This is a genomic window from Pseudomonas sp. MWU15-20650, assembly GCF_023242475.1.
GTDB lineage: Bacteria > Pseudomonadota > Gammaproteobacteria > Pseudomonadales > Pseudomonadaceae > Aquipseudomonas.
In genome coordinates this window covers 22775-35203 of sequence record NZ_JALJFG010000014.1, presented here as the reverse complement: position 1 = coordinate 35203, position 12429 = coordinate 22775, and the positions used below count along the sequence as shown (strand labels likewise).

9 protein-coding genes are annotated in these 12429 nt (G+C 59.6%); 4 read left to right on the top strand and 5 right to left on the bottom strand.

Annotation, left to right across the window (positions count from 1 at the left end; translation table 11 throughout):
• Window positions 1–277: 277 nt before the first annotated feature.
• Window positions 278–1069: a LuxR C-terminal-related transcriptional regulator gene (locus M5B43_RS13155; protein WP_248750524.1), complete on the bottom strand. Its 792-nt coding sequence runs from the start codon at window positions 1067–1069 to the stop codon at window positions 278–280.
• A gap of 137 nt (window positions 1070–1206) precedes the next feature.
• On the opposite strand from M5B43_RS13155, the gene M5B43_RS13150 reads away from it, so the two are divergent.
• The 3 genes from M5B43_RS13150 (at window position 1207) to gltS (ending at window position 4049) form a co-directional block, all read left to right on the top strand.
• Entirely contained in the window at window positions 1207–2310 is a 1104-nt protein-coding gene (locus tag M5B43_RS13150; protein ID WP_248750523.1) for a polyamine ABC transporter substrate-binding protein, read from the top strand.
• 74 nt (window positions 2311–2384) lie between these two features.
• Complete coding sequence (locus tag M5B43_RS13145; RefSeq protein WP_248750522.1) at window positions 2385–2672, top strand: hypothetical protein; 288 nt, start codon at window positions 2385–2387, stop codon at window positions 2670–2672.
• Between the two features lie 165 nt (window positions 2673–2837).
• Entirely contained in the window at window positions 2838–4049 is a 1212-nt protein-coding gene (gene gltS, locus M5B43_RS13140) for a sodium/glutamate symporter (protein ID WP_248750521.1), read from the top strand.
• A gap of 6 nt (window positions 4050–4055) precedes the next feature.
• On the opposite strand, the gene M5B43_RS13135 is transcribed toward gltS, so the two are convergent.
• The 3 genes from M5B43_RS13135 to M5B43_RS13125 all read right to left on the bottom strand — a co-directional run bounded on the left by M5B43_RS13135 (window position 4056) and on the right by M5B43_RS13125 (window position 8817).
• A complete protein-coding gene (locus M5B43_RS13135) occupies window positions 4056–5060 on the bottom strand; it encodes an NAD(P)/FAD-dependent oxidoreductase (protein WP_248750520.1) in 1005 nt (334 codons plus the stop codon).
• Window positions 5047–7227: a hypothetical protein gene (locus tag M5B43_RS13130; RefSeq protein WP_248750519.1), complete on the bottom strand. Its 2181-nt coding sequence runs from the start codon at window positions 7225–7227 to the stop codon at window positions 5047–5049. The genes M5B43_RS13135 and M5B43_RS13130 overlap by 14 nt, the downstream gene beginning before the upstream one ends.
• A 93-nt stretch (window positions 7228–7320) precedes the next feature.
• Window positions 7321–8817: a PLP-dependent aminotransferase family protein gene (locus M5B43_RS13125; protein WP_248750518.1), complete on the bottom strand. Its 1497-nt coding sequence runs from the start codon at window positions 8815–8817 to the stop codon at window positions 7321–7323.
• 79 nt (window positions 8818–8896) lie between these two features.
• Between M5B43_RS13125 and M5B43_RS13120 the strand changes: the two genes are divergently transcribed.
• Window positions 8897–10558, top strand: a complete 1662-nt coding sequence (locus M5B43_RS13120) for an NAD(P)H dependent flavin oxidoreductase family protein (RefSeq protein ID WP_248750517.1) — start codon at window positions 8897–8899, stop codon at window positions 10556–10558.
• 39 nt (window positions 10559–10597) lie between these two features.
• On the opposite strand, the gene M5B43_RS13115 is transcribed toward M5B43_RS13120, so the two are convergent.
• Window positions 10598–12337: a dipeptidase gene (locus tag M5B43_RS13115; protein WP_248750516.1), complete on the bottom strand. Its 1740-nt coding sequence runs from the start codon at window positions 12335–12337 to the stop codon at window positions 10598–10600.
• Between the last annotated feature and the right edge of the window lie 92 nt (window positions 12338–12429).

Below are 12429 nucleotides of genomic sequence, written 5' to 3'. Positions count from 1 at the left end.
GGCGGTTAGGCTGCCAGCCATCTTGATCGGGGTGACCCGCCCAACCCGCGTGAAAAGTTCGCCCAGCAGGTCAACAAGGAGCTGGCCGCTGCTTATCAACCCTCCCATAACGAAACGACTGGCTGGGACGCAACCTGGCAAATCGATCAACATTCGGTGGAGGTTACCTGGCTGGCAGGGTGAGGCAGGGCGGTTGAAGTCGCCGCATTAATAACGAAAACGCCGATCAGTGATGATCGGCGTTTTCGTTTGCACAGCCTGTGCCGGAGGCGCTCATTCAAGTGATCGCATGAGTTTCCTGGCGTGGCCTAAAAAACCGGGCAAACAGTTCGGACTGTGATTTGATATTCAGCTTGTTGTAGAGGTTGCGGCGATGGACCTTGATAGTTTCCGTCGACAGTGACAGCTTCCCGGCGATCTCCTTGTTGGAAAACCCACTGAGCAGTAACTTCAGCACGTCTTTTTCGCGGGCCGTTATTTGTGCTTCTAACTGGATGATCGCGTCAGCCCACGGCGCGGGCTCGGCGATGTTTTTTTCCTGGTCAGTTTCAAAGCACATGCGTTGGTGCATCAATGCCGTCACCCAAGGCTTGATAATGTCCAGTAGCGTTATTTGCGCCTGGGTGAATCGCACGTGACTGCCAAACGACACGCACAGTGTTCTATCGGCATCGAGCCGCACGTTGTATTGCGCTTCATCCACAGAGATGTAGTGCGCGAAATATTGATGGTAATACTCGGTGTTAAGAAAGTGCTCCGGTGCAATATCGAGCAGGTGGAAGAAACCACTCTGCGGGTTTTCTCGATCGGCGATGTAAAACGGGTCCAGCAGATAAAGGCCTTTTACGTAGCGATGAATAAAGGCATCGACTTCATCGCTGTCCGCGACCTCGGGCAGGCTGATGACGCGCACCTGCCGGTCGCTGAAAACCAATACGACCCAATTATCGATTTGCACATATTCATTTAATACGCGAACCAATGAGCTCCAGAATTCTGGTCGGTTGAGCTGCATGATCAGCTTTCCAAGCGAGCGGTGCCAAGCCAGGCTATGAAGGTCAAGCGGCATTTTCTACCCCTTTAGGGTTAAGGATTTACAGGCCAGCGCTAAGTATTTGTAGGTATTTACTATTCGACGACGCCCGGTATATTCACCCCGAGCTTACGATCGCCATGAAGGCATGTCGTGTGTACAGGGATAGTTATATGAGTCACTCACACTGGCGAGCTATTTTTTTAGCCTCGCTCCTCTGCGCCGGAATCAACTCCCCGGCAGTCGCCGCGCAATCTTCGGTGTATCTGTATAACTGGTTCGGGTTTCTTGAGCCGCAGACCCCTAAGGAATTCGAGCAGGAAACCGGCACCACGCTCCATATGGATGCCTTTGACAGCGCTGAGATCATGCAGAGCAAGGTCATGGCCGGGCGCACCGGGTATGACGTTGTCGTCGCCACCTCTAATGTCTTGCCCGGCCTGATCAAGGCCGGGGTGTTGCAGCCGCTGGATCGCGCTCAACTGAGCAATTTTTCGCATATCGACCCTGGCATCCTGTCTCTGCTTGCGGTCAATGATCCCGGTAATCGATACGCCGTACCCTATGTATGGGGAACCACCGGCATCGGCTATGACGTGGATAAAGTCAAAGCGGCACTGGGGGATAACGCCCCGGTGGACAGTTGGGACCTGATCTTCAGAGAAGAAAACATCAGCAAGCTCAAGTCGTGCGGCGTGGCAATGCTCGACTCTCCCAGTGAGATCATATCGATTGCCTTGCACTACTTAGGGCTCCCCAGCAACAGCACAAGTCCTGAGGATTACCAGAAGGCCCAGGCCCTGCTGTTGAAAATCCGTCCCTATGTGCTCTATTTCGACTCATCCAGGATCGACGCGGATCTGGCAGATGGCAATATTTGTGCCGTCGTGGGCTGGGCCAATGGTGCCCTGGCAGCGCAGGCTATCAATGAAAAGTCCAAGACCGGACGCAATATTGCCTACAGCCTGCCACGTGAAGGCGCACTGGTCTGGTCCGAAAACTGGGTGCTGCTCAAGGATGCTCGCCACCCCAAGGCCGCCCTGGAATTTATCAATTACATGTTGCGACCACAGGTGATTGCCAAGACTTCGAACTACATGCTCTATCCCAACGCGAACAAAGATGCCACTGAGTTTGTCGAGCAGAAGTTGCGTGATAACCCCTGGATTTATCCCGATAAGAAAACCATGGCCACACTGGTTCCGCTCGAACCCTTGCCGTTGAAGATGGAGCGTATCCGCACCCGTGTCTGGACCAAGGTGAAGAGCGGTACGTGATGCGGCTTGGTTTTGCAAAAACGGTACCTGTAAAGAGCGTTCGGGCGGCGAGGAGTTACTGGGAGGGAGAAGGCATGCGCCAAGGTGGTGAGCAGTGCTACTTGGAGTCAGATGACTACAAAGCATACAAGGAGATTGAGGAGCAGATCGGCCGCTGTACGCCAGAGCAAGCCTGGGCCATGTATTACGTCTCGACTGGCATGGTGCGTGAAAACATTACCCTGGCCGTGATGGAGCACATCGGCAGGGGCAATCGCGCGCTGTTGCTTGAGTTCCCCGACCTCTCCCGGATTGACGGGCGTGGTTTGGAGCCCGGCACGCTCGCTTCCAGCTGGCCTTTGCTGCGAAGGCGTCGTCAATAGACCCCGTGTGCGTGCTTTCCTGTAAAAAAGCTCAGTTAGGTCGTAGGGCATTCTTGTAAAGCATGTAGGGATAGTCTGTACTTTTTGTAGGGTGGGTGCGTTTCAGTGCCGTGATCTCTACCCTGGCCAGCCCATATCCCTCGCTTACTCCAGAGAACTGCCCGGATGTTTCAGCTCGACTTCTATTCAACGCTGGTAGCCGCCTCCCTTGTGCTCTTGCTGGGGCGCTGGCTGGTCGCGCGTATCGGTTTCCTGCGCACCTACAATATCCCGGAGCCCGTCGCCGGTGGTTTGCTGGTCGCGGTAGTGCTCCTGGCATTGCGTGCGCTGGGCGATATCGAGGTGCGTTTCAACCCCTCTTTGCAAACCCCATTGATGTTGGCGTTTTTCGCCACCATCGGTTTGAACGCAGACTTTGCCAGCCTGAAGAAAGGCGGGCGCCTACTGGCTATTTTCCTGCTGGTCGTGACCGCGCTGCTGGTGGTGCAAAATGCCATGGGTATCGCTCTGGCCAAGGCGCTGGGGCTTGACCCGCTGATGGGGTTGCTGGCTGGTTCGGTGACGTTGTCGGGCGGGCATGGCACCGGCGCGGCCTGGGGCGCGGTATTCAGCGAAAAGTATGGCGTTGCTTCGGCGTCCGAGTTGGCGATTGCCTCGGCGACATTCGGCTTGGTGCTCGGTGGCCTGATCGGCGGTCCGGTTGCGCGCTTGCTCATCAAGCGCGTCCAGGTGCCAGGTGTCGGGCAGCCGCAGCCGAGCGTGGCCAAGGGGTTCGAGCAGCCAAACCAGGAGCGCCTGATCACGCCATTTTCGTTTATCGAAACCCTGGCCCTCCTGGCGATCAGCCTGCAGGTAGGCACTTTCCTGAATGGTTTTATCCAAGGCACCGCCTTCGAGTTGCCGACCTTTGTCTGTGTGCTGTTCGTCGGTGTGGTGCTGCGTAATGGGTTGTCGGCGTTGGGCTGGCATCAGGTGTTCGAGCGCGAAGTGTCGGTGCTGGGCAACGTCAGTTTGTCGTTGTTCCTGGCGATTGCGCTGATGTCACTCAAGCTCTGGGACTTGGCGGCATTGGCCTTGCCGATTGTGATTCTGCTGGGTGCGCAAGCGTTGTTGATGGCGCTGTTTGCGATCTTCGTGACGTTCCGGGTGATGGGGCGCAACTACGATGCGGCGGTGCTGGCGGCCGGCCACTGCGGTTTCGGGCTCGGCGCCACGCCGACGGCGATTGCCAATATGCAGGCAGTGACCCAACGCTTCGGACCGTCGCAGATTGCGTTTCTGGTGGTGCCGATGGTGGGGGCGTTTTTCATCGATATCACCAATGCGCTGGTGATCAAGTTGTTCCTGGCGTTACCGTTTCTGGGGGCTGCGGGCTGAGGGCGCCTACAGCCAGCCGGGTGGACAGGGATGGGCGCGATAGAAGCTACGCAGGGCGAGCACATCACGCTCTACGGCTTTTTGTACCCACGCCTGATAAGCCGCTTGCACGGTTGCTTCCCCAGCCGGCCAAGACAGGCAGTCGACAATCGCCGCGGCGGCTTGCATGCCGGACATCAATGCCTTGATCACACCGTGGGAGGCGCAAGGGTCCAGCGTCGCAGCGGCATCACCGACTAAAAAGTAGCCGGGCCCGGCCGTCGTGTGACACCGCCGCCACGAAACATCGGCACCGCGAATCCGGCCGATCGCTTTGAAGGGTTCCAGTACCTTTGGCCTCAGGCGGTGTTGACCCGCCTCTGTGAACGCCATCTGGGTCCAGTGCAGGCACGTATGGCTGATACGGGTAATCCAGTGCCAGCCATGTGGGTGGGCGAACAAGCCGAGTTTGTCCTCTGTGAGGCTGCTGTCCTGGCAGTAGCCATACCGTGCAATCAAGCGCGGTGAAAAACGGCACCAGGGTATCTGCAGTTGACGTTGCAGCCAGCTGCTATGCCCCGTGGCGTCGACTACGAATTTACCCATCCATTGCCTTGCGCCCACCCGGACGCCTTGAACGCGGCCTTGTGGTTGCACTACCGGGCGGGCATGCCTGACCGGCACTATCTGCACGCCCAACGCGCGAGCCCGCTCAAGCAATTGTTGGTCGAGCAGCGCGCGTGGGGCTTGAAAGCCCAGCCAGACCGAATCGCGATCGGCACCAAACGAATTGAAACGCGGTGGGCCATCCCAGTGCACCCAATGGCCTGGGTGTCGCCGGTAATCCAGGGCGGTGACCTCCAGTTGGTGCAGCAGTGGTTCAACCCCAGGATGCAGTGTTTCCCCCGGCCGGTGTCTGGGGAATAGGGCCTTCTCCAGCAGGGCGACCCGTAGCCCCTGTTGTGCACAGTAGATCGCTGTGGCGCACCCGGCCGGGCCGGCGCCTACGACAACGACGTCAAAGTGACTCATCGAATGGTCGCCAAGATGCGCCGTTCTGACGGATAAGGACCGCGTCCTGGCTTATATACAGTTCGACCTCTTGCTCTATTTCCACGTGGCGAAGCTTGAAGTTGTACGAGGGGGTAGTGATCTCGCCGTGTTTGAACAGCCGGTAATAGTGCGCCTCGCCTGCCAGTTGGAAACCGGCTTCGTGCTGCGCGACCTCGAAAGCTTCGTCCGGTACTTGCACCCGGAAAAATGACAGCAGTGGCCAGCGTTTTCGCTGTTCTTTGTCTGAACCCGCACCGACTGCCCGATAAGCACGCTGCATCCCCAATACTCGCTGATGGTACTGCTCAGTACTGGTGTGCCCGGTGACGGCCAGTGATAACCGTCCGTCCAGTGCGGCCTGGGTATAGTCGCTGTACTCATAGGCTTGATATTGCACCTGTCTACGCCCCGCCAGTTCAATCACGGTAGGGCCGGTGCGACCATCCCAGGCGGGGCCGCCTCCCAGCCCGATTTCGTTGTCGGTCAGCGGAATGACCGTGGCAGAAACGCTGCGCGGTTCAAATGTGCGAGTGGAGTCAGGTGCTACCCCCGGCCAGTACGAACCCAGCGCTGCACAGATGCGCGCGTCTTCGGTGAACGGGCTGGCTAATTGATAACCACACAGCACGTTGGCGAACGGGGCGTCTACCAAGCCGCGGCCTATCTCCCAGCCTGGCCCGAAGACGCCGCTGGCGAAATCCGGCAGCCAGGACTGCCGCCGGGCATAGGCCACCGGGTAGGCCGGGCGTGGCATCGTCGAAGATTGGGGGTGGGAGACAATCGACGTGACGCTACGGTCTTCAGGGGAAAAATAACCCCCCTCAAGGGATTGATTGATGAAAAAGCGTACATCGGACAGGGGGTTGACCCGTGTGTGCCACACCGGCGGGCAGGGCGGCGTTGGGCAGGGAAAAATGTCAGGGTCGCTGGACCATTGCTTGAGTTCCCGTTGCCCGCACAACGGGAAAAAATCCGGTGCTCCGATGATCGAATAGGCGGCGATGCTCTCCAGTTCCAGCGCAGGGCAGTGCGCGCGCACCCAGCCATCGGCCATTGCATCCTGATAGTGCAGGGCTCGGTAGCCACCCGCCTTGACGATGGCATCGACATCTTCTCGTTCATTGAGGTCTTCAATCGAGCCGTCATCACGCACATGATGGCGCCCATGCACCAGGCCACCCGTGCCAGCGGGCATCATGAAGGACAGTGGACGGCCTTGGTAGTAAGCCAATTCCACCAGCCTTTCCCTGGCGTTGGGCACCAGCAAGCCTGGCGCAAACGTCTCGACATCGGCCCAATGACATAACCCCTCTGTAATCACGAAAGGTGGGTTGAGAATGTCAGGCTCTTGCCAGCCGGTATCGCGAAAGCGTCTGTGGATCTGGCCGATCTTTTCATTGACCTGGTGATTTTCCAACTGAACGCTCAGGTCCATCCCGGCCAGGCACTCATCGCCATCGAAGACTTTGTGCAAGGGCACCCAGAACTCGAGGTCGTGGTCGATGGGTTGAGCGTTCATCGGGCCGAATTGTTCTGGCTGGCCCACGTACTTTGCCGCAATGAACGCGCCGTAGCGCGCTGGGATCACCCGCATCTGGCTCGGCTGGCCCGCGACAAAAGGCAAAAAGCCTCTTTGTTGTGGGTCATAAAGCACTTGTGCTGTGCCGACCCGGGCTACCCCGGTGCGGGAAAAGCACAGGTCCGCCTGGCGCCCATGCACGGTCTCAGGTTGAGGCCGGTACTCATAGGCAAACACTGCGAGCGCGAGCTCCGCGCCCCCGGCTTCGAGCCTCAAAGCCTCCAGGCTGGGAGGCTTGGCACCGTAGACATAGTTAAGGATGTGCTCCAATTCAGCGGGTGTGGGAAAGGCTGTAAGTGCTTCACCCTTGGCTCCGGAGGTCACATTCGGCGAGGCGAATGCATGAAACAGCAGGCTTGCCGCCGGGCGTCCCGCTTCGACGCCACGTATTCCTTCGGTTGAGAAGTCCTCGAAGCCCGGATGGGTGCGATCAACGTGCAGGGGTTTGGCCAGTTCTTCGCGCAGAGTGGCTGAGGTGATGTCCAAACCGTGGTGCAGCAGCAGGTCGCGCCAGCCAGCGGGCGCCAACCGGGTGCAGGCGCGTTCGACAGCACTGATCAAGGACATCCTGATTCCTCCGACAGAATTCAGAGGGCAGGGTACGCAAAGGGTTTCAGCACGGTAACTGACCGAACGGTTAGGTGACCGCGAGCGGAGTCCTCAGGATGAGCGGTGCTCCATCGCTTTCATCGCCTGGGCCAGCCGCCGCGTGGCTTGCTGGATCTCATCCCGGTCCAGGGATGCAAAGCCCAGGCGCAGGGCGTTTTGCGGCAGGTCGTTGGGTGAAAACTGACGGCCGCTGCGAACGACAAGCCCATGCTCCAGGGCGGTTTTTACCAACCGATCCACGTCTGTTTCTTCCTGGAAGCGTACCCACAGCGCCAAGCCGCCTTCCGGCTCCCGCAGGTTGATCCGAGCGCCGAACGCCTGGTGCAAGCAGTCTTGCAACACTTCTCGGCGTGCTCGGTATTCTTTCGAGACGCGGCGCAGGTGTTTCTTCAACTCACCGTCATTGATCAAGTCCGCCAGCATGGTCTGGGCAACCGCATCGGCGTCGCCCAGCATCAGTGCGCCATTGCGCTGCAGAGCTTCAACGACAGGGGCGGGCGCCACGATATAACTGCAGCGGAACGTTGAGCCCAGCACCTTGGATAACGAGCCAATGTAGATCACATGGCGCTGTGCGCGGTCACTGGCCAGCGGCAGGTAAGGCCGACCGCTGAAGTGATATTCGTGGTCGTAGTCTTCCTCGATCACGCAAAAGTCATGCTGCGCCGCCAACGCCAGCAGGTGTTGCCGGCGTGCGGCATGCAAGCTCACCGTGGTCGGGAACTGGTGGTGCGGCGTGAGGTAGATCATGCGCACGTCATGCTCGCGGCATAGCCGTTCGATCTGGTCCGTGCGGCAGCCTTCATCGTCGATGTCGACCGTGACCAGTTGCGCGCCAAGCTTGCGGAAGATTTCCCACGCCGGCGGGTAGCTCAGGCGCTCCACCAGCACCACGTCCCCCGGCTTGAGCAGCAGGCTGGCGCTCAGGTACAGCGACATTTGGGTGCCCTGGGTGAGGCAGATGTTCTCGGCATTGACCGTCAACCCACGGTTGTTGCGCAGCATCTCGGCCAGCGCGCAGCGCAAATAATAGCCGGTGCCCTCACTGCCGTAGCGTACGGTGTTGGATGCAAAGCTGTTGCGCAGTGCATGGCGATAGTAGCGATGCAAAACAGCCTGGGGCAGCAAGCGGTGGTCGCTGGTGCCGTTGTCGAAAAACAGCGCGTCGTGCCGATGTTGCAGGGCGACCACCTGGGCGTTATGGGTGAAATACGGCACCACCGGCTGATCCAGGATGGGGGGCGCGAAGGACGCTTGCGCGCGGCTGGGCATGGGTTGTGGCGCCAGTTGCGTATTGACGAACGTGCCACGGCGCGGCTCGCTGATCAGCCAACCTTTGGTCATGGCCTCTTCATAGGCCAGGATCACGGTCTTGCGGTTGACGTCGAGCAGCTGTGCCATTTCCCGCGTGCCCGGCAGTAATGTCCCAGGCGGCAAGCGACCGTCGAGGATCGCGGTGACGAGACCTTCGGCAATCTTGCGGTAGGACGCTTGGGTGACACCGTCGTCAAGGTTGAGCAAAGGGCGCCATTTACGCATCTGGACCATCTGAACTATCCAAATCTGGAGGTTTTAATGGGCCTAGTCTAGCGCAACAATCAGACCTCATTCACGCCCCGAGGTCTTTATGAACACACGCCACGTCATCGAACTGTCTCCCTCGGGAACCACTTTTGAGGCCGGCGATGAGCTGTTGCTGGATGCGATGCTGGCCAGCGGCTTGCCCGTCCCGTTCTCTTGCCGGCGCGGTGCGTGTGGGTCGTGCAAGGTGGTGGTCACACAGGGGCAATACCGGGCCAAACGCCTGGAGCCAGGCGCACCGGCGCCGTGCTACCCGCTGGCGGCCAATGAACTGTTGTTGTGCCAGAGCCACGCCTGCGCCGACATGCGCCTGGAAATCCCCGGTTGGTCGCTGGACACCCCGGCCCTGGCGTTCAAGGCGCACGTCAGCAGCAAGCGTGAGCTGGGCCCGGATGTCATCGAACTGGTGCTGCTGCCGGACACGCCTTTGGCGGTACGGGCAGGCCAATACGTCAAGTTTCGCCTCGACAACGGCGACTCGCGCAGTTTCTCCATTGCCAATCTGCCGGTCGACGATGAAGGGCGCCTGGTCTTTCACATTCGCCGGGTGATGGGGGGGCATTTCTCCGAACACATTCTGGCGGGCCTGGGTGCCGGCGACCGTTTGCAGGTGGAGGGGCCCTTTGGTGCCTGCACCTGGCAGGAACAGGGTGATGGCCCTGTCATCCTGTTCGCCACGGGTACCGGTTATGCCGGCATCAAACCCATCCTGTTGGCGGGCTTGGCTGCCAATGTCGAGATGACCTTGTATTGGGGTGGGACGCACTCGACCGACTTTTACGACAGGTCTTTCCTTGATCAGATGAGCCGCGCCCATCCGCGTTTTTGCTGGCATCCGGTGCTGTCATCAGCGGGCAGGGTGCAACAGGTTGCGTTGAGCCATGGCCACCATTGGGCGCAGGCCCAAGTCTATGCGTGTGGCAACAGTTCAATGATCAGCCAGGTGCGGGCACAGTGTTCGGAGGCGGGCTTGCCGTCCCATCGTTTTGTCGCCGAAGCGTTTGTGCCCAGCGGCCAGTCAACCCCGCAGATGCTGGCGAACACACGGCATGGGATCTGGGAGAAAGTCGGCCCGCGCTATTCCCTGGACGGCATGCTCGCCGCGCGTGAAAAAACCATGCGCGCCCTGGGCGCCATCGCCAGCCAGTTGAAGGTCGGCATGACCACCGGCGCCGCCCTCGAAATGGCGAGCCGGCAGTTGCAGGCCATGGGCGCGTCTCACACCTGGCACCCGACCTACATCCGCTTTGGCGACGACACCGTACGCCCGCCCCGGGAGGGGATCGATCCGCTGCGCACACTGCGTGCCACCGATATTGTGGTGGTGGACCTCGGCCCGGTCTGGGACGGCTATGAAGGCGACTATGGCGACACCTTCGTCTTTGGCGAATCGCCCCTGCACCTGGCCTGCACGAAGGCGTTGCATGAAGTCTTCGATGAAACGCGCGATGCCTGGAAACGCGGCATGACCGGCTGTGAGCTCTACGACTTCGCCGAAGGCCGCGCCGTTGCGAAAGGTTGGCAGCTCTCACGTAACCTGGCCGGCCACCGTATCGCGGATTTCCCCCACGCTCTGTTCGAGCATAAGGAGCTGGCTGAGTTGGAGATCACACCCAGCGAAATGGTCTGGGTGCTGGAGATTCAGTTGTGCCACCCCACGGAGCCGGTGGGCGGGTTCTTCGAAGATATCCTGATGCTTGAGGCGTAAAGCGCACCGAGCCCGCCGTTGCGGCGGGCTCGGACGGCCTCAGAGCTTCGGCAACTGCCCGACACGGCCCATCATTTCAGTGACGATCTGCAGGTCCAGCAGGAATTGCTCCACGGTCTTGAACTCACCGTCGGTGTGCCCGGTGTACTTCACCTCAGGTCGCGCCAGGCCAAATTGCACACCATTGGGCAAGTCGTGCACCGAGGTCGCGCCGGCCGAGGTGCCGAACTCGTGGGCCATGCCCAGGTTTTCCGTGGCCACTGCCAACAGCGCCTTCACCCATTCACCTTCCGGGTTGCGATACATCGGGGCTTCGACCGCGTAAGTGAAGGTGACCGCCACGTGGCTTTGCTTATCCCAGGCGCTCAGTTTCTGTTCGAGCTGCGCCTTGAGCGCCTCTGGCGATTTGCCCTTGGGCACGCGCAGGTTCACCGCCAGTTTGAAGGCTTTGTCATCCTGGCTGATAAGCGTCAGCGAGGTGGTCAGCGGCCCCATGAACGCATCGGAGAAGCCCACGCCCAATTTGCCACCCAGGTAATCCAGGCCCCAGTTATCGGCGGCATACCGTGCCGCGTCGGTGATGTGGTTGTGCTTCAGTGCGATCTTGCCATCGACGCTGTGGATCAACCCCAGCATGCGCGCCACCGGGTTAACGCCCGATTCCGGCTCCGAAGAGTGAGCCGACACGCCCGTGACGGTCAGCTTGACGTCGTTGCCGACCACCGCAGCCGCCACCTCGAAGTTGCCGCCATTGTCCTTGGCATACGCAGCGCCCGCTGTTTGCAGGCTGGCGGCCAATTCAGCGGGTTTATCGCTGACCAGCGTGGCAACCGAAGCCGATGGGATCTGATTGGTCGCCTTGCCGCCGGTCAGCGCGATAATTTCTGCGCCTTTGCCGTCGCCTTTGCGCACCGCAAAGGTCGCCATGACGGTGCCCGAGCCTTTTTCCGCAATCACCACCGGATAGCCACCGTCCAGTGCCAGGTTGTAGTGCGGCACGGGGTTGTGTTCGAAGTAGTAAGGGATGGCGTCACCGGAGGTCTCTTCGGTGGTGTCCACCAGCAGCTTGAAGGTGCGTGCCAGCGGCAGCTTTTCTTCCTTGATCACTTTCATCGCGTACAGGGCCACGACGATGCCGTTCTTGTCATCCTCGGTACCACGGCCATACATGCGGTCGCCGATCAGCGTGACCTTGAACGGGTCGAGCTTGGTGCCGTCCTTGAGTACCCAGTTTTCCGGCGTCACCGGTACCACATCCGCGTGGGCGTGCACGCCTACGACTTCGTCGCCGCTGCCTTCCAGGGAAATTTCGTACACACGGTTATCAACGTTGCGGAAGTTCAAGTTGAAGGCTTTGGCCAGCGCCTGGATCTTGTCGGCGATCTTGAGGAATTCCGGGTTTTTGTACTGCGGTAGGCCATCCACGTTGAACGTCGGGATTTCTACCAGTTCGCGCAGGGTTTCGAGCGCGGCTTTACCGTACTTCACCCGTGTGTAAATACCGAGCAGGCGATTGATTTCGTTCTGCTGGTCGGCGCTCAGGGTTTTGTTGTTCAGAAAAGAACTGATGGCCGGGCCCACATCGTTGGTCTTGCCCAGGTCACCCTTGGCCAAGGTGCCGAGGAAACCGCGGAAATCGGTGACCGACGTCTCGCTGAACCCTTTGATGATCTGCGCGCTTTGCTGCGGGGTGATGTTGGCGAAGGCGGGTGTGGCGAGGGCTGATAGGCCGGCGGCGAAGAGGGTGGCCGCGACCAGTTTCTTGAGGGGAACGTGCATTGTTAGAGGCATTCCTTTGCAAAGTGGATGTGGGAAATTTCTGATCAAAATGTCAGAAATAATTTCACACACTAACACCGCCAAGGAAGGGT

Bases quoted from the DNA above. Each gene is read 5' to 3' on its own strand.
- M5B43_RS13150 (WP_248750523.1), top strand. From the start codon at position 1,207: ATGAGTCACTCACACTGGCGAGCTATTTTTTTAGCCTCGCTCCTCTGC.
- M5B43_RS13135 (WP_248750520.1), bottom strand. From the start codon at position 5,060: ATGAGTCACTTTGACGTCGTTGTCGTAGGCGCCGGCCCGGCCGGGTGC.
- M5B43_RS13120 (WP_248750517.1), top strand. From the start codon at position 8,897: ATGAACACACGCCACGTCATCGAACTGTCTCCCTCGGGAACCACTTTT.
- M5B43_RS13115 (WP_248750516.1), bottom strand. From the start codon at position 12,337: ATGCACGTTCCCCTCAAGAAACTGGTCGCGGCCACCCTCTTCGCCGCC.
- M5B43_RS13130 (WP_248750519.1), bottom strand. From the start codon at position 7,227: ATGTCCTTGATCAGTGCTGTCGAACGCGCCTGCACCCGGTTGGCGCCC.
- M5B43_RS13125 (WP_248750518.1), bottom strand. From the start codon at position 8,817: ATGGTCCAGATGCGTAAATGGCGCCCTTTGCTCAACCTTGACGACGGT.
- gltS (WP_248750521.1), top strand. From the start codon at position 2,838: ATGTTTCAGCTCGACTTCTATTCAACGCTGGTAGCCGCCTCCCTTGTG.
- M5B43_RS13155 (WP_248750524.1), bottom strand. From the start codon at position 1,069: ATGCCGCTTGACCTTCATAGCCTGGCTTGGCACCGCTCGCTTGGAAAG.
- M5B43_RS13145 (WP_248750522.1), top strand. From the start codon at position 2,385: ATGCGCCAAGGTGGTGAGCAGTGCTACTTGGAGTCAGATGACTACAAA.